Source organism: Roseateles chitinivorans (assembly GCF_002761755.1).
Classification (GTDB): domain Bacteria; phylum Pseudomonadota; class Gammaproteobacteria; order Burkholderiales; family Burkholderiaceae_C; genus Roseateles; species Roseateles chitinivorans.
Window position 1 is genome coordinate 38,113 of sequence record NZ_PEOG01000026.1, and the last position, 26,558, is coordinate 64,670.

General features: G+C 69.2%; 21 protein-coding genes. 14 read left to right on the plus strand and 7 right to left on the minus strand.

The annotated features are described in order from the left end of the window. The first annotated feature begins 17 nt into the window (after window positions 1–17). From lpxA to CS062_RS11490, 4 genes are all read left to right on the plus strand, one after another. A complete protein-coding gene (gene lpxA / locus CS062_RS11475; protein ID WP_099861766.1) occupies window positions 18–809 on the plus strand; it encodes an acyl-ACP--UDP-N-acetylglucosamine O-acyltransferase in 792 nt (263 codons plus the stop codon). An 18-nt stretch (window positions 810–827) separates the two neighbouring features. Then, window positions 828–1,973, plus strand: a complete 1,146-nt coding sequence (gene lpxB, locus CS062_RS11480) for a lipid-A-disaccharide synthase (protein ID WP_099861767.1) — start codon at window positions 828–830, stop codon at window positions 1,971–1,973. Then, window positions 1,945–2,610, plus strand: a complete 666-nt coding sequence (gene rnhB / locus CS062_RS11485; RefSeq protein WP_099861768.1) for a ribonuclease HII — start codon at window positions 1,945–1,947, stop codon at window positions 2,608–2,610. The genes lpxB and rnhB overlap by 29 nt, the downstream gene beginning before the upstream one ends. Before the next feature lie 76 nt (window positions 2,611–2,686). Next, complete coding sequence (locus CS062_RS11490) at window positions 2,687–3,466, plus strand: TrmH family RNA methyltransferase (protein ID WP_099861769.1); 780 nt, start codon at window positions 2,687–2,689, stop codon at window positions 3,464–3,466. Between the two features lie 6 nt (window positions 3,467–3,472). Here CS062_RS11490 and CS062_RS11495 read toward each other — a convergent pair whose 3' ends face one another. Together CS062_RS11495 and ppsR are read right to left on the minus strand one after the other, a co-directional pair. Beyond that, on the minus strand, window positions 3,473–4,366 hold the full coding sequence (locus tag CS062_RS11495) for an EamA family transporter (RefSeq protein WP_099861770.1): 894 nt from the start codon (window positions 4,364–4,366) through the stop codon (window positions 3,473–3,475). Between the two features lie 15 nt (window positions 4,367–4,381). Then, the gene (gene ppsR, locus CS062_RS11500; protein WP_099861771.1) at window positions 4,382–5,203 is read right to left on the minus strand and encodes a posphoenolpyruvate synthetase regulatory kinase/phosphorylase PpsR; all 822 of its coding nucleotides are present in this window, start codon (window positions 5,201–5,203) and stop codon (window positions 4,382–4,384) included. 311 nt (window positions 5,204–5,514) lie between these two features. Here ppsR and ppsA point away from each other — a divergent pair, with 311 nt between their 5' ends. The 9 genes from ppsA (at window position 5,515) to CS062_RS11545 (ending at window position 17,369) form a co-directional block, all read left to right on the plus strand. Next, window positions 5,515–7,926, plus strand: a complete 2,412-nt coding sequence (ppsA, locus tag CS062_RS11505; RefSeq protein WP_099861772.1) for a phosphoenolpyruvate synthase — start codon at window positions 5,515–5,517, stop codon at window positions 7,924–7,926. A 223-nt stretch (window positions 7,927–8,149) separates the two neighbouring features. Beyond that, window positions 8,150–10,228, plus strand: coding sequence for a sodium:solute symporter family protein (locus CS062_RS11510; RefSeq protein ID WP_099861773.1), 2,079 nt, complete (start codon window positions 8,150–8,152; stop codon window positions 10,226–10,228). Between the two features lie 169 nt (window positions 10,229–10,397). After that, window positions 10,398–10,760: a 30S ribosomal protein S6 gene (gene rpsF / locus CS062_RS11515; protein ID WP_091723036.1), complete on the plus strand. Its 363-nt coding sequence runs from the start codon at window positions 10,398–10,400 to the stop codon at window positions 10,758–10,760. 57 nt (window positions 10,761–10,817) lie between these two features. Then, window positions 10,818–11,102 (plus strand): primosomal replication protein N, encoded by a 285-nt coding sequence (gene priB / locus CS062_RS11520; RefSeq protein WP_099861774.1) that lies wholly within the window; start codon window positions 10,818–10,820, stop codon window positions 11,100–11,102. A gap of 63 nt (window positions 11,103–11,165) precedes the next feature. Then, window positions 11,166–11,456 (plus strand): 30S ribosomal protein S18, encoded by a 291-nt coding sequence (rpsR, locus tag CS062_RS11525; RefSeq protein ID WP_067062534.1) that lies wholly within the window; start codon window positions 11,166–11,168, stop codon window positions 11,454–11,456. Window positions 11,457–11,468: 12 nt separating this feature from the next. Beyond that, entirely contained in the window at window positions 11,469–11,921 is a 453-nt protein-coding gene (rplI, locus tag CS062_RS11530) for a 50S ribosomal protein L9 (protein ID WP_099861775.1), read from the plus strand. Between the two features lie 197 nt (window positions 11,922–12,118). Next, entirely contained in the window at window positions 12,119–13,540 is a 1,422-nt protein-coding gene (gene dnaB, locus CS062_RS11535; RefSeq protein WP_091723049.1) for a replicative DNA helicase, read from the plus strand. Window positions 13,541–13,786: 246 nt separating this feature from the next. Then, entirely contained in the window at window positions 13,787–15,346 is a 1,560-nt protein-coding gene (locus CS062_RS11540; protein ID WP_199174225.1) for an alpha-L-fucosidase, read from the plus strand. A 112-nt stretch (window positions 15,347–15,458) separates the two neighbouring features. After that, window positions 15,459–17,369: an NPCBM/NEW2 domain-containing protein gene (locus CS062_RS11545; protein WP_099861776.1), complete on the plus strand. Its 1,911-nt coding sequence runs from the start codon at window positions 15,459–15,461 to the stop codon at window positions 17,367–17,369. Window positions 17,370–17,420: 51 nt separating this feature from the next. Here the strand turns inward: CS062_RS11545 and CS062_RS11550 are convergent, their stop codons facing one another. The 4 genes from CS062_RS11550 to CS062_RS11565 all read right to left on the minus strand — a co-directional run bounded on the left by CS062_RS11550 (window position 17,421) and on the right by CS062_RS11565 (window position 23,631). Beyond that, window positions 17,421–19,493, minus strand: coding sequence for a glycoside hydrolase family 2 protein (locus CS062_RS11550; RefSeq protein ID WP_099861777.1), 2,073 nt, complete (start codon window positions 19,491–19,493; stop codon window positions 17,421–17,423). Between the two features lie 138 nt (window positions 19,494–19,631). Further along, on the minus strand, window positions 19,632–21,077 hold the full coding sequence (locus CS062_RS11555; RefSeq protein WP_099861778.1) for a sensor histidine kinase: 1,446 nt from the start codon (window positions 21,075–21,077) through the stop codon (window positions 19,632–19,634). Further along, a complete protein-coding gene (locus CS062_RS11560; RefSeq protein ID WP_099861779.1) occupies window positions 21,074–21,739 on the minus strand; it encodes a response regulator in 666 nt (221 codons plus the stop codon). The genes CS062_RS11555 and CS062_RS11560 overlap by 4 nt, the downstream gene beginning before the upstream one ends. A 170-nt stretch (window positions 21,740–21,909) precedes the next feature. Next, entirely contained in the window at window positions 21,910–23,631 is a 1,722-nt protein-coding gene (locus CS062_RS11565; RefSeq protein ID WP_099861780.1) for an O-linked N-acetylglucosamine transferase, SPINDLY family protein, read from the minus strand. A gap of 75 nt (window positions 23,632–23,706) precedes the next feature. Here CS062_RS11565 and CS062_RS11570 point away from each other — a divergent pair, with 75 nt between their 5' ends. Next, window positions 23,707–24,825: a PA0069 family radical SAM protein gene (locus CS062_RS11570; protein WP_099861781.1), complete on the plus strand. Its 1,119-nt coding sequence runs from the start codon at window positions 23,707–23,709 to the stop codon at window positions 24,823–24,825. Between the two features lie 10 nt (window positions 24,826–24,835). Here CS062_RS11570 and CS062_RS11575 read toward each other — a convergent pair whose 3' ends face one another. Next, window positions 24,836–26,482 (minus strand): phosphoethanolamine transferase, encoded by a 1,647-nt coding sequence (locus CS062_RS11575; RefSeq protein WP_158238758.1) that lies wholly within the window; start codon window positions 26,480–26,482, stop codon window positions 24,836–24,838. Between the last annotated feature and the right edge of the window lie 76 nt (window positions 26,483–26,558).

Here is a 26,558-nt window from a genome sequence, read left to right on the forward strand (position 1 = left end):
GCAGCCTCTCCACGCCCATGGCCCAGATCCATCCCACCGCCATCGTCGATCCGAAGGCGCAACTCGACGACACCGTCCAGATCGGTCCCTACGCGGTGATCGGTCCCGAGGTGCGCATCGGCGCGGGCACGCGCATCGGTCCGCACACGGTCGTCGAGGGCAAGACCACGATCGGCCGCGACAACGTCATCTTCCAGTTCGCGTCGATCGGCGCGATGCCCCAGGACATGAGCCATGGCGGCGAGGTGACGGAGTTGGTGATCGGCGATCGCAACACGATCCGCGAGTTCTGCACCTTCAACACCGGCACCTTCAAGGAGCAGGGCGTCACCCGCGTCGGCTCCGACAACTGGATCATGGCCTACGTGCACCTGGCGCATGACGTCGTCGTCGGCGACCACTGCGTGCTGGCCAACAACGCCACGCTGGCCGGCCACGTCCATGTCGGCGACTGGGCGACGATCGGCGGCCTGACCGGCGTCCACCAGTTCGTGCATGTCGGCGCGCACGCGATGATCGGTTTCCAGGGCCACGTGGCCCAGGACGTCGCCCCGTACATGACGGTCGACGGCAACCCGCTGACGGTGCGGGCGGTCAACCTGACCGGCCTGCGCCGTCGCGGCTTCAGCAACGACCGGCTGGGCGTGATCCGCCAGATCCACAAGCTGCTGTTCCGCGACGGCACGACGCTGGAGCAGTCGGTGGCCAACATCGAGGCGCTCAAGCAAGGCCAGGACGCGGAGTCGATCCGCGACATCCAGGTGATGCTGGACTTCCTGGCCGGCGCCAAGCGCGGCCTCGTCCGCTGATCGGCCCGGACGCGTGACATGACCTCCACGGATCCTCGACTGGGCCTGGTGGCCGGCGAGGCCTCCGGAGACTTGCTCGCGAGCCTGCTGCTGCAGGGCTTGAAGGCGCGCTGGCCGGAGCTCAGCGCGGCCGGCATCGGCGGGCCGAAGATGCAGGCGCAAGGCTTCGACGCCTGGTGGCCCAGCCACAAGCTGTCGATCTTCGGCTACTGGGACGCGATCAAGCACCTCCGCGAGCTGCTGGCGATTCGACGCCAGCTGGGCGACCGCCTGCTGGCCGAGCGGCCGTCGGTGTTCGTCGGCGTCGACGCGCCCGACTTCAACTTCGGCCTGGAGCACCGGCTGCGCGAGGCCGGCATCAAGACCGTGCACTTCGTCTGCCCGTCGATCTGGGCCTGGCGCGCGGAGCGCGTGACCACCATCAAGCGCAGCGCGGACCATGTGCTGTGCCTGTTCCCGTTCGAGCCCGAGATCCTGGCCAGGGCCGGCATCCCGGCGACCTATGTCGGCCATCCGCTCGCTGACCAGATCCCGCTGGAGCCGCCGCGCGAAGACGCGCGGGCCGCACTTGGCCTGGCGCCGGGGGATACGGTCGTCGCGATCCTGCCTGGCAGCCGCCGCAGCGAGCTGACCTACATCGGCCCGCCGCTGCTGCAGGCGGCCCGGCGGATGCTTCAGGCACGGCCGGCGCTGCGCTTCGTGATCCCGATCGCGCCGGGGCTGCGGCCGATGGTCGAGGCGCTGATGGCCGAGCATGGCCTGGGCCTGCCGATGACGCTGGTCGATGGCCGCGCGCAGGAAGCGCTGGCCGCCTGCGACCTGACGCTGGTCGCCAGCGGCACCGCGACGCTGGAAGCGGCGCTGCTCAAGCGCCCGATGGTGATCGCCTACAAGCTGCACTGGTTCAATGCCTGGCGGATGAAGGGCAAGGCGCTGCTGCCGTGGGTGGGCTTGCCCAATGTGCTGGCACGTGAGACGCTGGTGCCGGAATGCCTGCAGGACGAGTGCACCGGCGAGCGCATCGCCCGTGAGGGGTTGGCGTGGCTGGACGACGCGCCACGGCGCGAGCGGCTGCAGGAGCGCTTCCTCGAGATCCACCAACAGCTGCGCTGCAACACCGCGCGAAGGGCCGGCGATGCGATCGCGAAAATCCTCGGCGCCTGAGCGCCCGACCCAGCTCGGCCTGGAATGGGCCGGCGAGGGCCTGCTGTGCGGTGTCGACGAGGCGGGGCGGGGGCCGCTGGCTGGGCCGGTGGTCGCGGCCGCGGTGATCCTCGACGACCAGAGTCCGATCAAGGGCTTGAACGACTCGAAGGTGCTGAGCGAGAAGAAGCGCGAGCAGCTCTTCGACGAGATCCGCGCCAAGGCGCTGTGCTTCTGCATCGCGGAGGCGACGGTCGAGGAGATCGACCGCATCAACATCCTGCAGGCGACGATGCTGGCGATGCGCCGCGCGGTCGAGGGCCTGCGATTGAAGCCGGGACGGGTGCAGGTGGACGGCAACCGGCTGCCGGTGCTGCGCATCCCGGCCGAGGCGATCGTCCGCGGCGACGCGCTGGTGCCGGCGATCTCGGCGGCGTCGATCCTGGCCAAGGTGCACCGTGACCGCTTCTGCCTGCAGATGCATGAGCAGCATCCGCAGTACGGCTTCGACAGCCACAAGGGCTATGGCACGCGCGAGCACCTGGAGGCGCTGCGGGTGCACGGCGCCACGGCCTGGCATCGGCAGAGCTTCGCGCCGGTGCGATCGCTCGACCTGAGCGACATGAGCCTCGCGGTCGGCGCTGCGGCGCTGGACTGAGCGCATCCCGCCGCGCCTGAGCCCTCCCGGGACCGAGCGCGGCCCGTTCGTTGGACCATTTTGAAGAAGGCGCCGCATGAGCTGGCAGTCGATCACCGCCCGAGACAACCCCAACCTGCAGCGCCTGCGCAAGCTGGCGCAGGACGGCGGCGCCTACCGCAAGCTCGGCGGCCTGTGGCTGGAGGGCGACCACCTGGCGCGCGCGGCGGTGCAGCGCGGGGTACGACCGGCGCTGGCGCTGATCACCGATGGGGCGGCGGCCGACGAGGCGCTGCGGGCGCTGGCGGATGCGGCGCCCAAGGTGCTGGTCGTCTCGCCGGCGCTGTTCAAGACGGTGTCGGGCCTGGAGTCGCCGGCGCAGATCGGCTTCGAGTTGGCGCTGCCGCCGCAGCCGCGCATCGAGGCGCAGGCCGATTCCGTCGTGCTGGACCGCCTGCAGGACGCGGGCAATGTCGGCACCGTCCTACGCAGCGCGGCGGCGCTGGGCTTCCGTCAGGTGCTGGCGCTCAAGGGGACGGCGGCGCTGTGGTCCCCCAAGGTGTTGCGCGCCGGCATGGGCGCGCACTTCGGGCTCCGGCTGGTCGAGGGGCTGAGCGTCGAGGACCTCGACGCGCTGAAGGTGCCGCTGCTGGCGACGAGCTCCCACTCGGACGCGCTGCTGCACGAGGCCGATCTGCCCAACCCCTGCGCCTGGGTCATGGGCCATGAGGGGCAGGGCGTCGCCGAGGCGCTCATGCGGCGCTGCGCGCTGCGCATCGGCATTCCTCAGCCGGGTGGCGAGGAGTCGCTGAACGTGGCGAGCGCCGCGTCGATCTGCCTGTACGAAAGCGCGCGCCGTCGACTCGTCGGACGCTGATTCGAATCAGCGCGCCATCGCCAACGCGGCGACGCCAAGCGCGATGAGCGCCGCGCCGGCGATGCGCCAACCGCGTTCGCCTTCACCGAGCAACTGCCCGCCGATCAGCGCGGCGAACAGCATCGACAGCTCGCGCGCCGGCGCCACCCGCGACAGCGGCGCCAGCTTCATCGCGTACAGCACCAGGATGTAGGCCGCTGGCGAGCCGATGGCCACCACCAGCGCATGCTTCCATTGCTTGCGCAGCGCCGGCATGAAGCCCGCCCGATCCCGCAGCACGGCCGGCAGGCTGACCGGCACGCGCAGCAGGTTGCAGATGTAGTCGTAGAGGATCGGCGACAGCGCCAGGACCTTCACCGCATAGCCGTCGATGACGCTGTAGGCGGCGATCGTCGCGCCGGTCAGCGCTCCCCAGGCGATGCCCAGCTTGCGCTTGCGATGCAGCTCGGGATCGGCGCTTCCCGCCCCCTGGGCGAAGAAGGCAGGCCCCGCCGCCATCAGCAGGATGCCGCCGACGACGCCCGCCAGGCCCAGCGCGCCGCCCAGCCCCAGATGCTCGCCCAGCAGCAGCACCGCCACGATCGAGGACAGCAGCGGCCCGCTGCCGCGCGCGACCGGATAGACCACGGTCATGTCCGCGGCGCGATAGCCGGCGAGCAGCGCATTGAAGTAGGCCAGGTGCACGACGGCGCTGGCGATGGTGGCGGTCCACGCCTGCCAGCCCCAGTCCGGCAGGTCGTCGAGCCCGACCACGAACACCACCGGCAGCCACAGCAGGCTGACGCCGATGGCCGTCATGCTGGCGAAGTGATGATTGCCCTGCGCCTTCTTGGCGGCGAAGTTCCACAACGCGTGGATCAGCGCCGCCGCGACGACCAGGGCCAGCGCGGAAGCCGGCATCCGTGGCGACGCGGCTCAGTACATCAGCCGGTCCGGGCGGATGTCGCGAAGAATCGTCGTCGCGATCTCTTCGATCGACTTGTGCGTCGACGACAGCCAGTTGATGCCGGCCTTCTTCATCATCGTCTCCGCCTCGCGGACCTCGTAATGGCAGTTCATCAGGTCGGCGTACTTGCTGCCCGGGCGGCGCTCGTTGCGCACCTGCGCCAGGCGCTCGGGATCGATCGTCAGGCCGAAACACTTCTTCTTGTGGGGCACGAGCAGCGAGGGCAGGTGGCCGCGCTCGAAATCCTCGGGGATCAGCGGATAGTTGGCCGCCTTGATGCCGTGTTGCATCGCCAGGTACAGCGAGGTGGGCGTCTTGCCGCAGCGGCTCACCCCGACCAGGATCACGTCCGCCGAATCGAGGTTGCGCGCGGACTGTCCATCGTCATGCGCCAGCGAGAAGTTGATCGCCTCGATCCGGTCGTGGTACTCCTGGCTCTTGGCGATGTCGGAGAAGCGCCCGACGCGGTGGCTGGACTTGATGCGGAACTCGTCCTCCAGCGGCGCGATGAAGGTCCCGAACATGTCCATCACCAGGCCCTTGCACTCCTGGCGCACCACGTTGAGCACCTCGCGGTTCACCAGCGTCGCGAAGACGATGGGGCGCACGCCTTCGCGCTCGCCGGTCTCGTTGATCTCCTGCACCAGCTGGTGGGCCTTCTCGCCGCTGTCGATGAACGGGCGGCGCACATGGCGGGCCTTGACCGAGAACTGCGCCAGGATGGAGTTACCGAAGGTTTCGGCGGTGATGCCGGTGCCATCCGAGACGAAGTAGACGGTGTGCTGGGTCATGTCGGGCCTTTGGAAGCGGTCGGGGAGCCTTCGCCGAAGCGGGCATGCCGCGTGCCGGAGCGAGAAGTTTGGCCGGTGGATCTGACCGGCCGGGCCCCGAACGAGGGCTTACATCATAGATCGACGACCCACTAGAATCGTCCGCAACTTGCCCCTGCCCACCGCATGAACGCCACGCCGCGACGCCCACAAGAATCGACAAGATCCGTCGTGCGCCGTGCCATGCCCGCCTCCCTCGAAGCCGCCGGCATCGCCGGCCTGCTCGGGAGCGCGCGGGGAGCCCCGGTTTCTCAACATCACGGAGTTTTCCCATGTCTGATGCACGCTTCGAGGCGACCGCCCTGGTCGTACCCTTCGAGAAACTGAGGATGACCGACGTCGAGTCGGTGGGCGGCAAGAACGCCTCGCTCGGCGAAATGATCTCGCAGCTGGCCGAATCCGGCGTGCGCGTCCCCGGCGGCTTCGCCACCACGGCGCACGCCTTCCGCGACTTCCTCAAGCACGAGGGCCTGGACGCCCGCATCCAGCGCCGCCTGGCCGACCTGAACACCGACGACGTGCGCGCGCTGGCCGCCGCCGGCGCCGAGATCCGCGGCTGGGTCGAGGCCCAGCCCTTTCCGGCCGAGCTGGAAGCGGCGATCCGCGCCGAATTCGAGCGCCTGACCGCCGGCAACCCGGACGCGTCCTTCGCGGTGCGCTCCTCCGCGACCGCCGAAGACCTGCCCGACGCCTCCTTCGCCGGCCAGCAGGAGACCTTCCTGAACGTCGTCGGCATCGAGGACGTGCTGCACAAGATGAAGGAAGTCTTCGCGTCGCTCTACAACGACCGCGCGATCAGCTACCGCGTGCACAAGGGCTTCGCCCACGCGGACGTGGCGTTGTCGGCCGGTGTGCAGCGCATGGTGCGCTCGGACCTGGGCGCCGCCGGCGTCATGTTCACCATCGACACCGAGTCCGGCTTCAAGGACGTCGTCTTCATCACCTCCAGCTACGGCCTGGGCGAGACGGTGGTGCAGGGCGCCGTCAACCCCGACGAGTTCTACGTCCACAAGCCGGCGCTGCAGCGCGGCAAGTTCGCGCTGATCCGCCGCAACCTGGGCTCCAAGCTGATCCAGATGACCTTCGCCACGCCGGAGGAGAAGGCGGCCAGCGGCAAGCTGGTCAAGACGGTGGAGGTCGAGGTCGAGCAGCGCAACCGCTATTCGCTCAACGACGACGACGTCATCGAGTTGGCCAAGTACGCGCTGATCATCGAGCAGCACTACGGCCGCCCGATGGACATCGAGTGGGGCAAGGACGGCAAGGACGGCAAGCTCTACATCCTGCAGGCGCGCCCGGAGACGGTGAAGAGCCAGGCCGAAGGCCAGGTCGAGCAGCGCTTCAAGCTCAAGGGCCAGGGCACGGTGCTGGCCGAGGGCCGCGCGATCGGCCAGAAGATCGGCACCGGCCCGGTGCGGCTGGTCGACAGCGTCGCCGAGATGGAACGCGTGCAACCCGGCGACGTGCTGGTCACCGACATGACTGACCCGAACTGGGAGCCGGTCATGAAGCGTGCCAGCGCCATCGTGACCAACCGCGGCGGCCGCACCTGCCATGCGGCGATCATCGCGCGCGAGCTGGGCATCCCGGCGGTGGTCGGTTGCGGCGACGCGACCGACAAGCTCAAGGACGGCCAGCTGGTGACGGTGGCCTGCTCCGAGGGCGACACCGGCTTCATCTACGACGGCCTGCTCGAGACCGAGGTCAGCGAGGTGCATCGCGGCGAGATGCCCTACAGCCCGGTGAAGATCATGATGAACGTCGGCAATCCGCAGCTGGCCTTCAACTTCGCGCAGATGCCCAACAGCGGCGTCGGACTGGCCCGCCTCGAATTCATCATCAACAACAACATCGGCGTCCATCCGAAGGCGATCCTGGACTATCCGAACATCGACAACGACCTGAAGAAGGCGGTCGAGTCGGTGGCCCGCGGTCACGCCTCGCCGCGCGCCTTCTATGTGGACAAGCTGGCCGAGGGCATCGCGACGATCGCCGCCGCCTTCTGGCCGCAGCCGGTGATCGTGCGCCTGTCCGACTTCAAGAGCAACGAGTACCGCAAGCTGATCGGCGGCTCCCGCTACGAGCCGGACGAAGAGAACCCGATGCTGGGCTTCCGTGGCGCGTCGCGCTACATCTCGGGCGAATTCCAGGACGCGTTCGCGATGGAATGCGAGGCGCTCAAGCGGGTGCGCAACGACATGGGCCTGACCAACGTCGAAATCATGGTGCCCTTCGTCCGCACGGTGAGGCAGGCCGAGAAGGTCGTGGCCATGCTGGCTGAGCGCGGTCTGAAGCGCGCGGCCGCGGGTGGCCAGGACGGCCTGCGCGTCATCATGATGTGCGAGGTGCCCAGCAATGCCATCCTGGCCGAGCAATTCCTGGAGCATTTCGACGGCATGTCGATCGGCTCCAACGACCTGACGCAGCTGACGCTGGGCCTGGACCGCGATTCCGGACTGGAGTTGCTGTCGGGCGACTTCGACGAGCGCGACCCGGCGGTCAAGGCGATGATCTCGCGCGCCATCACCGCCTGCCGCGCCACCGGCAAGTACATCGGCATCTGCGGCCAGGGTCCCAGCGACCATCCCGACTTCGCCGAATGGCTGGCGGCCGAGGGCATCGTGTCGCTGTCCCTGAACCCGGACACGGTCGTCGACACCTGGCAGCGCCTGGCCAAGCGCTGATCACCCACCCCCGCAACAACGGCCCGCAAGGGCCGTTCTTCATTGCGCCCGGTCGCAGGATGGTGGCAGGACGACAGTGATGGGGGACGGCAGGTCGCGGGGGTTTTGGCGCTGGCCGCCAAGGCCCCGCGACCCGGCGGCCAGCGCGCCCGCCGACGCAGTGAGACAGGACCGGGGAAGTTGTGGATGCGCCCCCCGGACAAGGCGGCGATGATCCCACCCCATGTCCACGCTCCCGCCCGACGCCGCGTTCCGCCGGCGGCTCCACCGCAGCTACGGTGCCTACACGATCGGCTTCGTGCTGCTCGTGGGCGCGCTGGGGGTGCTCGAGCGGATGGGCATGCCCAAGCAGTGGCTGGGCTTTTCCTTCCTGCTGCTGACGGTGCTGGTCTACGCCGGCATCGGCGTCTTCAGCCGCACGACCGATCCGGTCGAGTATTACGTCGCCGGTCGCCGCGTCCCGGCGTTCTACAACGGCATGGCGGCGGGCGCGGACTGGATGAGCGCGGCCAGTTTCCTCGGCATGGCGGGCAGCCTGTACCTGGCCGGCTACGGCGGCCTGGCCTTCGTGCTGGGGTGGACCGGGGGCTTCTGCCTGGTGGCGCTGTTGCTGGCGCCCTATCTGCGCCGCTTCGGCGGCTTCACCGTGCCGGACTTCCTCGGCGCCCGTTTCGAGAGTCGCGGCCTGCGCGTGATGGGCGCGGCGGCGGCGGTGCTGGTGTCCTTCATCTACCTGGTGGCGCAGATCTACGCGATCGGCCTGATCACCACCCGGCTGACCGGCCTGACCTTCGAGATCGGCCTGTTCGTCGGTCTGGGCGGGGTGTTGGTCTGCTCCTTCCTCGGCGGGATGCGGGCCGTGACCTGGACCCAGGTGGCGCAGTACATCATCATGATCCTGGCCTATGTGGTGCCGGTGATGTGGCTGTCGACGCAGCAGACCGGCTTCCCGCTCCCGCAGTTCACCGCTGGCGGCGAGGTCCGCGAGATCACCGCGCGCGAGCAGCAGTTGCTGCACGATCCGAAGGAGTTGCAGGTCCGCAGCCTGCATGAGCAGCGGGCGAAGGACTTCCAGCAGCTGATCGCCGGCCTGCCGCAATCGCTGGACGCGGAGCGCCAGCGCGTCTCGCAGGTGATCGCCCGGCTGAAGGCCGAGGATGCGCCGCTGGCGCAGATCCAGGCGGCGGAGAAGGTCCGTGCCGCGCTGCCGCGCACCGAGTCCGAGGCCCGCGAGCTCTGGCAGCGCGCTGCGGTCGCCAACCACCAGCGGGCCGAGCCGCTGGCCGGCATGCCGCCGCATGCGCGGCCCTTCGCCGGCGATCCCGACGGCACGCCGGCGGAGCAGGAGGCCTACTCGCTGTCGCGGCGCAACTTCCTGGCGCTGGTGCTGGTGCTGATGGTCGGCACCGCCGGGCTGCCGCACATCCTGACCCGGTACTACACCGTGCCGACGGTGGCGGAGGCGCGCACCTCGGTGGCCTGGACCCTGTTCTTCATCGCGCTGCTCTACCTGTTCGCGCCGGCCCTGGCGGTGATGCTCAAGCACGAGGTGCTGCATCAACTCGTCGGCACGCCGATCGCCGAACTGCCCGGCTGGATGAAGCAATGGATGCGGGTCGATCCCGGCCTGCTGAGCATCCAGGACATCAACCAGGACGGCATCCTGCAGCTCGGCGAGCTGCGGCTCGGGGGCGATGTGGTCATGCTGATGACGCCGGAGCTCGCCGGGTTGCCGCACGTGCTGGCCGCGATGGTCGCGGCCGGCGCGCTGGCGGCGGCGCTGTCGACGGCGGACGGGCTGCTGCTGACGATCTCCAGCGCGCTCTCGCACGACGTCTACTACCGGGTCATGAATCCGCGCGCGTCGATGACCCAGCGGGTCACCATCTCCAAGGCGCTGCTGCTGGCCACCGCGCTCACCGCGGCGGCGGTGGCCGCGCAGAAGCCGGCGGACATCCTGCTTCTGGTGTCGGCGGCGTTCTCGCTGTCGGGCTCGACGCTGGTGCCGGTGCTGGTCGCCGGCATCTTCTGGAAACGCGCCAACAAGCAGGGCGCCGCCGCCGGCATGCTGGTCGGGCTGGGAACGACGCTCTATTACATGATCGGCGCCCACGCCGGTTTGCGCCAGGCGCTGGGCCTGGGTGGCGAGCCGCAGCTGTGGTGGGGCATCCAGCCGATGGCCGCGGCCTTGTTCGGGCTGCCGGCGGGGGTGGCGGCGCTTGTGGCGGTCAGCCTGCTGACCCCGGCACCGCCGCCGACGGCCCGGGCGCTGCAGGCGCGGGTGACCGGCGCCACGCCGTGAGTCGACCCGGTCCGCAGCCGGGCGCTGGACGGCCACCCTCAAACTCGACTAGAATCCGCGATTCCCTTGCCGGGCCCAGGAGTTGACGCTGGGGTCCGGCTTTCAGGCCAAGGGCAGGGCACCTTCGGGTGCCGGTGCCGGCGGTCGTTGAAACCCATAAGGAGTTCACATGCGTCACTATGAGATCGTTCTGCTGATCCATCCGGATCAAAGCGAACAGGTTCCGGCGATGCTGGAGCGCTACAAGGGCCTGGTCACCAACGGTGGTGGCAAGGTGCATCGCGTGGAAGACTGGGGCCGCCGTCAGCTGGCCTACATGATCCAGAAGCTGGCCAAGGCGCATTACCTGTGCCTGAACATCGAGTGCAGCAAGGAAGTCCTGGCTGAAATCGAAACCGGCTTCCGCTTCAACGACGCCGTGCTGCGTCACCTGACCGTCGTCAAGGACAAGGCCGAGACGAACCCGTCGGTGATGATGAAGGCCGTCGAGCGCGAAGAAGCCCGCAAGGCTCCGCAAGAAGCGTCCGCCTGAGCTGACAGGCGCGACTCCCTGACGTTCTCATAATCCTTCCCGCCGATCCGCGCAGGCATGAACCGACTGGTGCTGCAGGCGCAGATCCTCGAGAAAGCGGCTCTCCGATACACCCCCGCCGGGCTCCCCGCCCTGGACCTGATGCTCAAGCATGAGTCCATGGCCGACGAAGCCGGCGCTCCGCGCAAGATCGCGCTGGAGATCAAGGCGGTGGCCATCGGCGAGATCGTGAAGCGGGTGCAGGCGCTGGGCCTGACGGAGAAGACGGTGTTCACCGGATTTCTCTCGGCGCAGCGGCAAGGTCGGGGCACGGTGTTTCACATCACCGGCCTGGACCCCTGACAAGGTTGAAGAGAGCGGCACGTCGCGCGATTCGTTTACATCTGGATAGATCAAGAGGTCACTATGCCCCCGCCACGTGGTAAAGGTCGGTTCTCCAAGGACCGCAAGCCCAAGCGCAACCAACAATCGCTGCTGTTCCGGCGCAAGCGTTTCTGCCGCTTCACCGTCGCCGGTGTCGAGCAGATCGACTACAAGGACGTCGACGTCCTGCGCGACTTCATCAGCGAAAACGGCAAGATCGTTCCCGCTCGCCTGACCGGCACGCGCGCGTTCTTCCAGCGTCAGCTGTCGGTGTGCATCAAGCGCGCCCGCTACCTGGCCCTGCTGCCCTACAGCGACCAGCACAAGGTCTAAGGAGTCCACCCCATGCAAGTCATCCTGCTGGAAAAAGTGGCCAACCTGGGCAACCTCGGCGACGTCGTCAAGGTCAAGGACGGCTACGCCCGCAACTTCCTGATCCCGACCCGTCAAGCGCGCCGCGCCACGGAAGCCGCGATCAAGGAATTCGAAGCCAAGCGCGCCGAACTGGAAAAGGTCGCCGCCGAGAAGCTGTCCGCCGCGCAAGCCCTGGGCGAGAAGATCGCCGGCAACACCGTCACCATCTCCCAGAAGGCCGGCGTTGACGGTCGTCTGTTCGGTTCGGTGACCAACGCCGACATCGCCGAAGCGCTGACCAAGGCCGGCACGGCCATCGCCAAGTCGCAGGTGCGCCTGCCCAACGGTCCGCTGAAGACCGTCGGCGAGTTCCCCGTCTCCGTCGCTCCTCACACCGACGTGGTGGTGGAAGTGACCGTGAAGGTCGTCGCCGAAGTCGAGTAATCGCTCGATACACCCGGTGGGCGCTCTGCGCGTCCATTGGGGATGTCCTGACTCTCAGCGGCTATGCCGTTGACCGAGATCGGGGCAACATCAAGAAAGCCGACAGCTGCGAAGCCGTCGGCTTTCTGCTTTTTCGGGGGTGAGTTATCCCGCTCGCCCCACAAGCTATCCCACGCTCATCCACAGGCTTGTCCACAATGTCCGCGATCTTCACCACGCCCGGGTCCGGTGCCAGCGACAGCGAAATCGCGCGGTTGCGCGTGCCGCCGAACTCGGTGGAGGCCGAGCAGAGCGTGCTCGGCGGCCTGCTGATCGACAACACCGCCTGGGACAAGGCGGCGGACACGCTCAGCGACACCGACTTCTACCGCTACGAGCACAAGCAGATCTACGCCGCGATCGGCAAGCTGGTGAATGCCGGCAAGCCGGCGGACGTGGTGACCGTGTTCGAGGAACTGACCTCGGTCGGCAAGGCCGAGGAGTGCGGCGGCCTGGCCTACCTGAATGCGTTGGCGCAGGGCGTGCCCAGTGCCGCCAATCTGCGCCGTTATGCCGAGATCGTTCGCGAGCGGGCGATCCTTCGCAAGCTGGTGGCGACGTCCGACGAGATCGCCACCGCTGCGCTGAATCCGGCGGGCCGTGCGGTCAACGAGATCCTGGACGAGGCCGAAGGCAAGATCTTCCGCATCAACGAGGAAGGCTCGCGCGGGGGCACCGGCTTCCAGAGCATGGACCGGCTGATGGTCGAGCTGATGGACCGGGTCAACGAACTGGCCGAGCAGGGCGCCGAGGACGTCACCGGCGTGCGCACCGGCTTCTACGACCTGGACCGCATGACGGCGGGCCTGCAGCGCGGCGACCTGATCATCCTGGCGGCGCGGCCGTCGATGGGCAAGACCGCGTTCGCGATCAACATCGGCGAGGCGGTGGCGATCAACGAGGGCCTGCCGGTCATCATCTATTCGATGGAAATGGGCGCGGCGCAGCTGGCGCTGCGGATGGTCGGCTCGATCGGCCGCATCGACCAGAGCAACCTGCGCACCGGCCGGCTGAAGGACGATGAATGGGGGCGCCTGGCCGAGGCCGTCGACAAGCTCGGCAACGCGCCGATCTACATCGACGAGAGCCCCGGCCTGTCGCCCAGCGAAGTGCGCGCCAGAGCGCGGCGCCAGGCGCGGATCTCGGGCCAGATCGGCCTGATCATCATCGACTACCTGCAGCTGATGAGCGGCAACGGCGGCGGTTCCGAGGAGAACCGGGCGACCGTGGTGGGCGAGATCTCGCGGGGCCTGAAGGCCCTGGCCAAGGAACTGCGCTGCCCGGTGATCGCGCTGTCGCAGCTGAACCGCTCGGTCGAAACGCGGCCGGACAAGCGTCCGATGATGTCCGACCTGCGCGAGTCGGGCGCCATCGAGCAGGACGCGGACATCATCATGTTCATCTACCGCGACGAGTACTACACCAAGGACGAGTGCAAGGAGCCGGGTGTCGCGGAGATCATCATCGCCAAGCAGCGTAACGGCCCGGTGGGCACGGTGAAGCTGGCTTTCGCGCGTCAGAACACCAAGTTCGAGAACCTCGCGCCCGGCTACGTGAGCCCGGGCGGCGACGAGTACTGATCGCGGCACTGCCTGGCGGGTCGAGGAGCCGGCCTGAGCGCCTCCGGCAGGCGAGGTGTCGCTTCGAATGGACCGTGGCTCCTGCCGGCATCCGGTAAGACCACAGTTGATAATTACTCTACTGGTAAGACCGGATACGCATCGTCGTCCTGGCGTGGTCGACTGCGGGCTGACCGCGCCGGCTCGTCTTGCAAACCGCGATGGACGCTGGAGGCGGAGCACCGACCAACACCAGCTGGAGTCCATGTGTCCGATCAGAGCAAACGCGCTTTCCTTGTCACCCCGCTGCTGACCGCGGCCGGGATGGGCATCGCCCGCATGGCGCAGGCGCAGGGCAGCGCGCCCCAGGCGCCCGCGCCCTACACGCCGCCCCCGGCCCGGGGCCCGTTCACCGCCGCGGTCGATTCGCTGCGCGCGTCGACGGTGCCGGCCTGGTTCCGCGATGCCAAGCTCGGCATCTGGTCGCACTGGGGCCCGCAGGCCGTGCCCCGCCAAGGCGACTGGTACGCCCGCTTCATGTACGTGCCGGGCCACCCGCATTACGACCATCACCTCAAGCACTATGGCCATCCGTCCGAGGTCGGCTACAAGGACGTCATCAAGCTGTGGAAGGCAGAGCGTTTCGAGCCCGAAGCGCTGATGGACCGCTACGTGGCCGCTGGCGCCAAGTACTTCGTGTCGATGGGCGTGCACCACGACAACTTCGATCTCTGGAACTCCAGGCACCACCGCTGGAACGCCACCCAGCTCGGCCCGATGCGCGACGTGGTGGGCGACTGGTCCCGCGCCGCCCGCAAGCGCGGCCTGCGCTTCGGCGTTTCCGAGCACCTGGGGGCCAGCCACAACTGGTGGTGGCCCAGCCACCAATGCGACCAGTTCTGGCCGAAGCTCGGCGTGGCCTATGACGGCGCCAAGCCGGAGAACGCCGATCTCTATCACGAGCCGCACAACACGCCCTATCTGAATCGCGGCGGCGACTGGTACACGACCAATCCGAAGTTCCACGAGATCTGGTACCGCCGCATCATCGACCTGATCGACAGCCACCAGCCGGACCTGCTGTATTCGGACGGCGGCATCCCGTTCGGCGAAGTCGGCCGCGCCGCGATCGCGCATCTGTTCAACACCTCGGTGCGCCGCAATGGCGAGATGCAGGCCGTCTACAACCACAAGGCGCTGGGATCGGGCGAATTCATCCGCGAGGTGGGCGTGCAGGATGTCGAGCGCGGCGTGCTCGAGGGCATCAACCCGCTGCCCTGGCAGACCGACACCTCCAACGGCGACTGGTTCTTCTCCGAGCACGATCGCTACAAGACGCCGGCGCAGGTGTTGACCATGCTGTGCGACATCGTCAGCAAGAACGGCAACATGCTGCTCAACGTGGTGCAGCGGGCCGACGGCACGCTCCCGCCCGAATCGGATCGGCTGCTCACCGAGATGGCCGCCTGGATGGCGATCAACGGGAAGGCGATCCACGGCACCCGGCCGTGGAAGGTCCATGGCGAAGGCCCGACCGAAGCCGCCGGCGGCGCCTTCAAGGAAGACACCGCCTACACGCCGCAGGACATCCGCTTCACGACCCGGGACGACGCGCTGTACGCCTTGACGCTGGGAGAGCCCAAGGGCGTGGTGAACATCGCGTCGCTGCGCAGCGGCAATGCGCATGAGTCTCGCCCGGTGCGCCGGGTCGAGTTGCTGGGCGCCGGGCCGGTGCGCTTCCGTCAGAGCGCCCAGGCCTTGCAGGTCGATGTGCCCGAGCGGCTGCCCAGTCGGCATGTCAGCGCCTTGCGCATTGCATTCGCCTGACGGCCGCCGGCGCTCCGGGCGCCGGCACGCATGACGAAGGCGCTCGCCCCGGTCCGGTCCTCCGGCCGGGGCGCTGCGCCATCCCAGTCAGTCCTTCTCGGCCAATCCATCGATGAACCACACATTGAAGCGACTCTGCAGGAGTTCCGCGGCGCTCCTGTTCCTCGCCAGCTTTCATGCCGCCAGTGGCGCGGATCCGCTCTCGCCCACGGGCACCTGGTCGGCTTACACCGCCGGACGTGCAGCGACTCCCCCGATGGGCTGGAGCAGCTGGAACGCCTTCGGGACCGATATCGACGAGGACAAGATCCTGGGCGCGGCACAGGCGCTGGTGGACACCGGTCTGGCGGCCAAGGGGTATCGCTACATCAACATCGACGACGGCTGGTGGCTGCAGCGCCGCGTGTCCGACGGGCAGTTGATCATTCGCTCGGAGCGCTTTCCCTCCACGCGTCGCGACGGCGGGCCGCCGTCGTTCCGCGGTTTCACCGACCGGCTGCACGCCATGGGACTGAAGGCCGGCATCTACACCGACCTCGGTCGCAACAGCTGCTCGCAGGCGTACTCGCCCGACGACCGGGACCTGCCCCAGGGCACCGTGCTCGAACGGGAAGTGGGCCTCTACGGCCACACCCGGCAGGACATCGCGCTCTTCTTCGAGACCTGGGGGTTCGACTTCATCAAGGTCGACGGCTGCGGCCTGCGCGCCTTCGGCGCGGACTCCGAGAAGGTGCGTTCCGGCAAGTACCGGGAATTGCGACCGATGCTCGACATGGACTCGATCGCCCGGTCCGACATTCCCGGCGTGCAGAAGCAGTTCAGGGAGATCCACGAAGCCCTGGTGCAAAGCAACCCGGATGGCGACTTCCTGCTGTCGCTGTGCGTCTGGGGCGCCGGCAATGTGCGCGCGTGGGGCAAGGACTTCGGCAACCTGTCCAGGACCAGCGACGACATCACGCCCTCCTGGAGTCGGATGCTGACCAACTACGACAGCGCGGCCAAGCGTGCCTTCTACGCGCATCCCGGCTCATGGAACGACCCGGACATGCTGTTCATCGGCAGGGGAGACTTCGACGCCAGTCATCTGACGGAGGCTCGTTCGCACCTGTCGCTTTGGGCGATGTTGAACGCGCCGCTGTTCATCGGCATGGACATGCGCAACGCGCCGGAGTCGCTGGTCAAGCTCCTCGGCAATCAGGAACTGATCGCCATCAACCAAGACCCCGCCGGCCATCAGGCCGTCGTTGCCTACGACAGCAACGACGTGCAGGTGCTGGTGAAGACCTTGAGCGATGGCGACAAGGCCGTGGCGGTATTCAATCGCGGCGCCGCGGCACTGGAGGTGGTCCTCACCGCCGCCCATATGAAGTTCCGCGACGACGCCGTGGTGGATCTCGTGGACCTCTGGAGCGGCCAGCATCAACAGTTGCGTGGCAAGTTGAATCTGAAGCTGGACGGGCGTCAGACGCTGGTATTCAAGGCGCGCGGCACCCGGGTGCTGCCGGACGGCCTGTTTCTTTCCGAACAGCCCGGCAACGTCAATCCGGCGGTCGACGGTGTCCGGCAACCGATGCCTGATCCCACCATCCACCGCTCGGCGTTCGGCTGGCATGGCACGAGCGGCAGCGGCGAGCGACCGATCTACGGCGGGTGGGGCGGCGTGCAGCCCGATGGCGCACCGTTCGGCGAGGCCCTGTCGGTCAATGGCAGGCGGTTCGAGACAGGCATTGGCGTGCTCGCCAATTCGCGTCTCGAAGTGCGCAACACCGGTTACAGCCGCTTCACCGCCAGTGTCGGCGTCAACGATTCGGCGCGGGACCTCGACAGCTCAGCCACCTTCTCGGTCTATGGCGACGGCAAGTTGCTGGGCGCCAGCCGTTCGCTGAAGTGGGGAGACGCCGCCCAGCCACTGTCTGTCGACGTCTCCGGCGTCAAGTTGATTGAACTCGTGGTCCGCGCGACGGCGACGGATCCCGCTGCGATGCCGGTCACCTGGGCCGAGGCGGCCTTGCGTCGCCAGTAGGCGGCCATCGCGACGGGGGGCCGGCCGTCGCCGTCCGGCCCTGCGCGCCGTTCAGCCGCCTGTCTGCGGCACGCGTGACGGGCCGGGTGCGTCCGGCGCGCGGCCGCCGATCTCCCACTCGACGCTGTCGCTGCTGCCCCGGTCGTCGGTGACCGTCAGCACGACGCGGCCCGCCTCCAGCGCGACGCCGGGCCAGCGGGCGATGCGGTCCACCACCTCCACGGTGCCCACCTCCTTGCCATTGACCGCCAGGGTCGCCTTGCGGGCATTGCTGTAGGCCTTGATGCCCACCGGGCCCACCGGCCGGTGAATCAGGCGCTTGCTGGTCAGATGCAGCACGGGCCGATCGCTCCACCAGGCGCGCATCAGGTGGTAGGCGTCCTTCAGGTGGCGCCGGTCGTAGGTCACCAGTCCCTTGTCGTTGCGACCGGTGGTGTCGCCCTCATGGCGGTTCGCCGCGGCATGGTCGAAGCCCAGCCAGATGAAGCTGCCCCACAGGAAGGGCCGCCGGGCGACCTCGGCCGCATAGGTCTCATGGAACAGCGCCTGGTACTGCTCGGGATGCCAGCGGCCGCCCGGCTCCGGGCGGCGCGGCGGGTCTTCCTGCTGGAGGGCGCTGGCCCCGGCGCCGAACTCGCCCAGGCCGATGGGCTTCTCCGGCATCCGGGCATGCAGCTTGTCGGCCCAGGGGCCGATGTCCTTGAACTCGCCGTCGTACCAGCCCCAGTAGCGGTTGTAGGAGGCCAGGTCGGTCTGCAGCGCCATGGGATGGTCATCCGGCGCGCAGCAGTGGGCATAGCTGGTCAGCCGCGAGGGATCCTCCTGTTTGGCTCGCGCATGCAGGTCGGCCAGCAGGGCGCGGATGGGCTCGTCGCTGCGGTAGACCTCGTTGCCCACGCCCCAGACGGCGACAGAAGGGTGATGGTGGTTCTGGCGGATCAGCTCCCGCAGCTGAGCCTGGATGTTGTCGCGGAACGCAGGCGTCTCCGCCATCAGGGAGTTCAGTGGAATCTCTGTCCACAGCACCAGCCCGAGCTGGTCGGCGCGCTCGTAGGTGTAGGCGGGATGCTGGTAATGCACCAGGCGCAGGGCGGTGAGGCCCATGTCCATCAGGAGGCGGAGGTCCTCGTCGATCTCGGCAGTGCCCACCGCCACGCCGTGGCCGGGGCGGCCGGCGTGGAAGTAGTTGACGCCATGCAGCGGGTAGGGCTTGCCGTTGAGCAGGAAGCCGCGCTGCGGGTCCACGCCGAACTGGCGCAGCCCGACCGGCAGTTGAACGGTATCGGCCACGGTGCGGGCCTCGACCAGCTCGGCGCTGAGGCGGTAGAGGTAGGGATCCCGGAGGCCCTGCCACAGCCGCGGCTGGCGCACCTCGAGGGTCGCGGTCGCCGTGAGCGGCGCGGCAGGATCGAGCTGCACCGATTGCACATGCTGCGCCACGGATCGCCCGTCGGCATCGCGCAGGGTCAGGCGCAGTTTGCGTCGGGCCGGCCGGTCGCCGTCGTTGCGCAACTGCACCTGCAACCGAAGCCTGGCCTGGTCGGCGGTCAGTTGCTCGATGTCCACGCGCACACCCGGGCCGCCATGGTCCAGCAACTCGATGTGGGCCTGGGGGGTCTCGATGAGACGCACCGGCCGGATCAGCCCGCCGAAGACGGTGAAGTCGCCCGCCAGCGGCGCGACGTGCGGCAGCTTGCCGTTGTCGACGCGCACCGCCACCAGGTTGCGCCCGGGCTGCAGGAGCGCCGTGATGTCGAAGCGGAATCGCGCGTAGCCGCCCTCATGGCGGCCGGCGTGACGGCCGTTGATCCAGACGTCGGCGGCCAGCGTGGCGCCGTCGAACTCCAGGAAGCGGCGCACGGCGCCAGCGGGTGCCACCTCGATGCTGCGGCGGTACCAGGCGGCCCCGCGGTAGGGGGCGCCACCGGTCTCGCCATCGGGCAGGTTGTAGGTGTGCGGCAGCGCGACGGTGGACCAGTCGCCATCGTCGAAGTCCGGCGCCTCGGCGCCGGCGACATCGGCACGCTGAAAGCGCCACGCGCCATCGAGCACGGTGGTCAGGCGGGTGGCCTGCGCCTGCAGGGCAAGCAGGCTGAGCGTCAAGGCAAGCAGGAAGCGGCGCATCTTCGAGGGGCTTGGGGTGGCAGGCGCATCCCTCACTGTCAGCGGCGAGTTAATGCGGCGATCGAACTAATGTAAGGAAGGCGCGTCGATCCATCCATCGGCGAAAACGCGCGCGCCAAGGGCGCTTCCCCGCTCGCGCTACCTCAGCGGCAGGCGTACCTCCACCCGCAATCCGCCGCTGCCGACCGCCTCGGCCAGCAGGATGCGGCCGCCATGGCCGGCCACGACCGAGCGCGCGATCGACAGGCCCAGGCCGCTGCCGGGCTCGCGCTGCACCGGATCGCGGAAGAAGCGGTCGAACACCCGCTCGCGCAGCGCCGCTGGAATGCCCGGGCCCTGGTCCTCGACCGCGAGCAGCGCCTGGCCGCCTTCGCGCCGCAGCATCACCCGCACCTCGCCGCCGGGCGGTCCGTACTTGATCGCGTTCTCGACGAGGTTGTCGACCAGCGACTCCATCGCGCCGCGCTGGCCGGTGAGGCGCAGGCCGGCTTCAGCGCTCAGGACCAGTTCGACCCGCCGCGCCGTCGCCAGGCCCTCGAGCGCCGCCAGCCGGTCCTGCAGCAGCCGGTCCAGCTCCAGCGGCGCCGCCGGCTCGGCGGCCGCCGCATCGCTGCGCATCAGGGTCAGCAACTGATTCACCAGCCGCGTGGCGCGATGGCCGCTGCTCAGCACGCCCGTCATCAACTGGCGTTCCCGCTCGTCGCGCGTCGCCGCGCGCAGCGCCTCCACATTGACCAGCATCGCGGCCAGCGGCGTGCGCAGCTCATGGGCGGCGTCCGCGATGAAGCTGCGCTCGCGCTGCGCACTGTCGCCCACCCGCCGCATCCAGCCGTTGATCGCGTCGACCATCAGGACCAGTTCCCGGTGGCCGTCGCGATAGGCCAGCGGCGTGAGGTCCTGCGGCCCGCGCCGGGCGACCTCGCGGGCGACCGCCGTCCACGGGCGCATCGCCAGCAGGATCGAGAGCCAGGCCGGCAGCACCAGCAGCGGCAGGCTGGTCAGCAGCGGCATCACGTAGAAGCCGTCGGAGTAGAGGGCGCGCAGCAGGTTCCAGCCGTCGTCGGGCGCGAACATCGTCACGCGCAGCCCGTCGGGCCCGGCGACCGTCCGCGTATGGAGCCGCTGCGCCGGCGTGCGCAGGGTGACGAGCCCGTCCCCGGCGTCCGGCGGCAGGACATGGGGCGCATTCGGCGATCGGTACACCACCTGCGTCCCGCGCGTGACCAGGATCCCCGGCTGCCGCTCGGGCGCGGCGGGGTAGTCCTCGACGAGGGCCGAGTGCAGCAGGTCCAGCGCATGCCGGCGCCGCTCGGGCGTGCTGCCGGCGTCGTCGGCGATGGCCAGGATCGTCGGATAGATCTGCTTGGACTGCAGCAGCAGGAAGGCGCGCCCGCCCTGGTTCAGCAGATGGACGATGCCGATCACCCACATCAGCATCAGCAGCGCCAACTGGGCCATCAGCAGGCGCCGCACCAGGCTGGGACGGAACACGGCCAGCAGCGCCTCGTGCAAGGCCTGGCCCGCACGGCCGAACACGCGCCGCGGCCCCGGCGGCGTGGGCAGGCGGAAGGACGACGCGGTCATCGCGTCTCCTGGTCGATCACATAGCCCACGCCGCGCACCGTCCGCACCCAGCCATCGCCGATCTTGCGGCGCAGGTTGGCCATGTGCACGTCCAGCGCATTGCTCGCATTCCCCGGACCGCCGGGCAGCACCTGCTCCTCCAGCGTGCGCCGCGTGACGATGCGGCCGGCGCGCATCATCAGCAGCCGCAGCAACTCGTACTCGCTGACGGTCAGTTCCACCGGCTGGCCCTCGACGCTGACGCGGCGCGTGGGCATGTGCAGCTGCAGGCCGCGCAGCGACAGCAGCTCGCCGTCGAAACCGTAGCTGCGGCGCGCCAGCGCGCGGATGCGGGACAGCAGCTCGGCGAGCTCGAAGGGCTTGACGAGGTAGTCGTCGGCGCCGGAATCCAGGCCATTGAGCCGGTCCTGCAGCGCATCGCGGGCGCTCAGGATCAGCACCGGCAGCGAGCCGTGCTCGCGGCGCAGCCGCGCGAGCAGTTGCAGGCCGTCGCCATCGGGCAGGCCCAGGTCCAGCAGCACCAGATCGCAGGGCTGCTGCGTCAGCTGGTGCCAGGCGGCGGACATCTGGCGGGTCCACACGACGTCCATGCCCTGGTCGGTCAGCGCGATGCGCACGCCGTTGCCCAGGTCGAGGTCGTCCTCGATCAGGAGAATCTTCATGGCCGGCATTGGACCAGCCCCCGAGGCGCCCGCGCCGCCACGGGCGCGGCGCTTCATCGATTCTTCATGTGGCCCACAGCTCGGCTTCATGGCGCCGGTCAACCCGACCGCGCCGCGCATTGCGCGCGAGCGGCGCTTGCAGCGACGACGATCGCCGCCGCCCGCTGCTATCAGGGGCGGCGAGCGTCCCCGGCGTCCCCGGCATCACCGGCATCACCGGCATCACCGGCATCACCGGCCGGCGCGGCCGGGAGGGCCATGGCCGGCAAGGCCTCGGGCGGCAGGCCCGCCACCGCGCGGTCCCACATGCGCAGGTAAAGCGCCTCCAGGTCGCGCGCGAAGGCGGGCGAATCGATCCACGGCCGGAGGGTCGGCTTCGGCCCGGCCACCAGGGCGCAGGCGCGCTCCACATAGGCATCGAGCGTCTCGCAGACCAGCTCCGGCAGGCCGGCCTCGACGAGCAGGCTTTCCGCCACGCGCGACGCGAAGCCGTCGCCCCGCAGCGTCATGACCGGCACGCCGGCCGCGAGCGCGTCGCTGGTCGTCGTGTGGCCGTTGTAGGGCCAGGTGTCGAGCGCCAGGTCCGCGGCCGCGAGCCGGTTCCAGTGATCCGCCATGTCCGCCGGCGGCATGAAGACGATCCGCTCGGGCGCGACGCCATGCCGCGCCGCCTGTTCGCGCAGCCGCGCGTCCGCCTGCTCCCCGCCGCTGAGCTGCCACAGCAGCGCCGATGGCAGGCGATGCAGCAGCACCATCCAGGCCTCGAAGACGGGCGGCAGGATCTTGTGCACCACGTTCGCCGACAGCAGCACGATCGCGTCCTCCGGCAGGCCCAGCGCGGCGCGCGGCGTCGGCACGATGCGGCGCGTCGCATCGCCGGGTTGGTAGCAGCGCGGCAACTGCGCGATGCGCTCGCTGTAGAACGGCGCGTCGGCCAGCGGCGTCACGATCGGGTCGCCGATGACGTAGTCGATGTAGTCCGCGCCGCAGGTCCCGGGGAAGCCCAGCCAGGCGACCTGCACCGGCGCCGGCCGCGCGGCCAGCGCGGTGAAGCGGCTGCCGGCCGTGTGGCCCTTGAGGTCGACCGCGATGTCCACGCCCTCGGCGCGCATCCGCGCGGCAATGCCCGCCGCGTCGAGCGCGCCCACGTCGATGAAGCCGTCGCAGGCGGCGCGCACGCGCTGCTGCAGCGGCGAGCCGTCGTCCGGACCGTGCGAGAACAGCAGCACCTCGAAGCGCGCGCGATCGCGGCACTCGAGCACCTCGACCATCAGCGCGGCCGTCGCATGGGCATGGAAATCGCTGGACAGGTAGCCGATGCGCAGCCGCGGCTTGTCGATCGCCCGCACCGGCGGCAAGGCGGCGATGCCGCGGCTCAGGAAGCGGGTGCTCAGGCGGGCGACCTTGAGCAGATCGGCCGGTGCATGGGGCAGGGCGGCCAGCGCGAAGGGCACGCCGAACTCGTCGTCCGCCGCGTCGGGCTTGGCGCGCAGCGCGGCATGCAAGGACTGCAGGTTGGCGTCGAAGTCCTCCCAGCGCGCGCACTGCTGGTCGCCATGGGCCTGGTAGGCCTGCGCCATCACGCTGTCGGGTCGCAGCGCGGCCACGGTGCGGAAGCACTCGGCCGCCTCGGACTTCATCTGCAGCGTCTGCAGCGCGAAGGCCAGTTGCAGGTAGGCGTCGATGTCGTCGATCTTCAGCGCCAGCGCCTGCATCAGCGGCCCGATCGCCGCCTGCGCCTGGCCGCTGCGCCGCAGCGACTCGCCCAGGTAGCGCTGCAGCGGGTTGGAGGCCAGGTGGGCATGCGGCGCGAGCAGCGCGGCCGCCTCGGCGTGGCGGCCGCGGTCCATCTCGTGAAGGGCGGCGCGCAGCAGGTCGTCGAGGGCATCCATGGGCGGGGATTATGTGGGCCGCGAGGGTGCCGACGGGCACTGGCAATCCGCTGGATTACTGTATAAATTCACAGCATGCCGCAAGACACCAAGATCGCCAGGCCGCCGCTGTACATCCAGGCCGATGCCCTGAAGGGCCGGGGCAGCGCCTGGGCCATGCCGCACCGGTTCGAAGCGCGCGAGCGCGAGCAGTACGACGACGGCTGGGGCACGCTCGACCAGTCAGCGCTCGAGGAGCATGTCGCGCCGCGGACCGAGATCATCGAGGAGCAGGCCCGCAAGATCCTCAGCGGCAACCAGTCGCCCGACATCGGCTTCGATCTGTCGATCAATCCGTACCGCGGCTGCGAGCATGGCTGCATCTACTGCTTCGCGCGGCCGACGCACAGCTACCTGAACCTGTCGCCGGGCCTGGACTTCGAGACCCGGATCATCGCGAAGGTCAACGCGGCCGAGCGGCTGCGCGAGGCGCTGTCCTCGCCCGCCTACAAGCCGGCGCCGCTGGTGCTGGGCACGGCGACCGACGCCTACCAGCCGATCGAACGCAAGCTGCGGATCACCCGGGCGGTCGTGGAGGTGCTGACCGAGGCGCGGCATCCGTTCTCGGTGGTGACGAAGTCCAGCGGCATCGAGCGCGACCTCGACCTCATCGTGCCGATGGCGCTCAAGCAGCAGGTGTCGGTCTACCTGTCGGTGACCTCGCTGGACCCGGCACTGTCACGGATCCTGGAGCCGCGCGCCGCGTCGCCGCAGCGGCGGCTGCAGACGATCAAGGCGCTGGCGGAGGCCGGCGTGCCGGTCGGGGTCAGCGTGTCGCCGGTGATTCCCTTCCTCAACGAGCCCGAGCTGGAGCGCATCCTCGAGGCGGCCGCGGAGGCCGGCGCGACCAAGGCCTTCAGCATCCCGCTGCGGCTGCCCTGGGAAGTGGCGCCGCTGTTCCACGACTGGCTGCGGCTGCACCAGCCGGACAAGGCGGCGCGCATCATGGCGCGGCTGCGCGACATGCGGGGCGGCAAGGACAACGATCCGCGCTTCGGCACGCGCTTCACTGGCGAGGGCATCTGGGCGGAGCTGCTGCAGCAGCGGCTGCGCAAGGCCTCGAAGCGCCTGGGCCTGGGCCGCGAGCGGCACCAGTTCGACTTCAGCGAATTCCGGCCGCCGGCCAAGGTGGTGGGGCAGCAGACCTTGTTCTGAGGGACGGTGATCAGCCGCCGCGTCGGCAGGCGCCGACCCAGTCCCAGTCCTTGCGGTAGACCGAGGTCTGCACCCCGCTCAGGCTCAGCACCGTGTGGTAGAGCCCGTCGTGGGACATCGGCGTGTCGCGGCGCTGGGTGAGGCAGGCGTCGTCAAGCCGCTGCGACTGGCGGGTCTGTGCCGGCAGCCACAGGACCAGCGGCACATGCTTTTGCTGCCGCGGCGCCAGCGCGTAGGGCATGCCATGGAGGAACAGGTTGTTCTCGCCCAGCGACTCGCCGTGGTCGGACACGTACAGCAGGCTCGGATCGAAGCGCTGCTGCTGCGTGCCCAGCCAGTCGATCGCCTTGGCCAGCACATGGTCGGTGTAGGCGATGGTGTTGTCGTAGGCATTGCGGACCTGCTCCAGCGGGCACTGCTGCAGCGCGTTGCTGCGGCACTCCGGCTGGAAGGGCTTGCGATCGTCCGGTGTGCGCAGGTAGTAGGCCGGTCCGTGGCTGCCCATCTGGTGCAGCACCAGCACCACGCCGCGCGCGACGCGCTGCGGATCCAGCGCGGCGATGCGGGCGTCCAGGTCGTGCAGCATCGCTTCGTCCAGGCATTCGCCGTCGGGACGGCACAGGCCGGCCGGGAGGGGATGGTCGGCGCGGGCGGGATTGATCGCCTGCGCATTGGGCACGCGGTCGCAGATGCCCTTGCAGCCCGACTGGTTGTCCAGCCAGAGCACGGCCAGCCCGGCGCGCTGCAGCACATCCAGCAGCGTCTCCTGGTTGCCCGGGTGGTCGACATACGCCTCGCGGCCGAGCTGCGAGAACATGCAGGGCAGCGAGGCCGCCGTCGACGTGCCGCAGGACGCGACCTCGCGGTAGCTCAGCACCGGCTTGCCGGAGAGCTCCGGGTTGGTCGGCCGGCCATAGCCGTTGAGCTGGAAGTTCTCCGAGCGCGCCGTCTCGCCCACCACCAGCAGCACCAGCGGCGGCCGCGCGCCAGCGGGCCGGGGCGTCAGCGTCGCGTCCGCGGCGACGATCTCCGGCGGGCCCTTGGGCTTCTTCTGCTTCTGCACGACCAGCCCGGCGCTCGCCCAGATCGCGTTGACCGGGCTGACCATCTTGGTCAGCACCTTGTGGTTGCGCAGCGTCGAGGCCAGTTCCGCGGTGCGGGTCGCCGCCAGGCCCACGCCCAGCGCGAGCGCCAGCGCCACGCTGGCCAGGTTCCAGCCGAGCCGCTTGTACCAGCGCAGGTCGGTCAGCCGCTGGCGCCAGAGCCAGACCAGCGGCAGCAGCGCGATCACCGCCACATGCGCCGCGAGGCTCCAGCCCAGCAGGTCGCGGGTCTCGCGCACATCGGTCTGCAGCGCGTTGGTGATCATCGCGCTGTCGATGACCACGCCGTAGCTGCCGATGAAGTAGGCCAGCGGCGCGGTCAGCAGCAGCATCAGGGTGAGCAGCGGCTTCACCGCCACCCGCCAGGCCAGCAGGCTGAAGCAGGCCGCCAGCACCAGGATCACGATGCCGGCGAAGACGACGACGAACAGCCGGCCCGACGGGCTGGCGTAGTCGGGCATGCCCCACATGCGCTGCCACAGCGGCCAGTTGCCGAGTACGCCGATCCAGAGCGCAGCCAGCCAGGTCAAGGTCAACGGAGAACGTGTGCGCATCGCACCGGCCTCGCGCGACCGCGAGGTCGAGGAATCGGAAAACGGCATCTTGCTTCTGTCAGGCCGGCGTGATCAA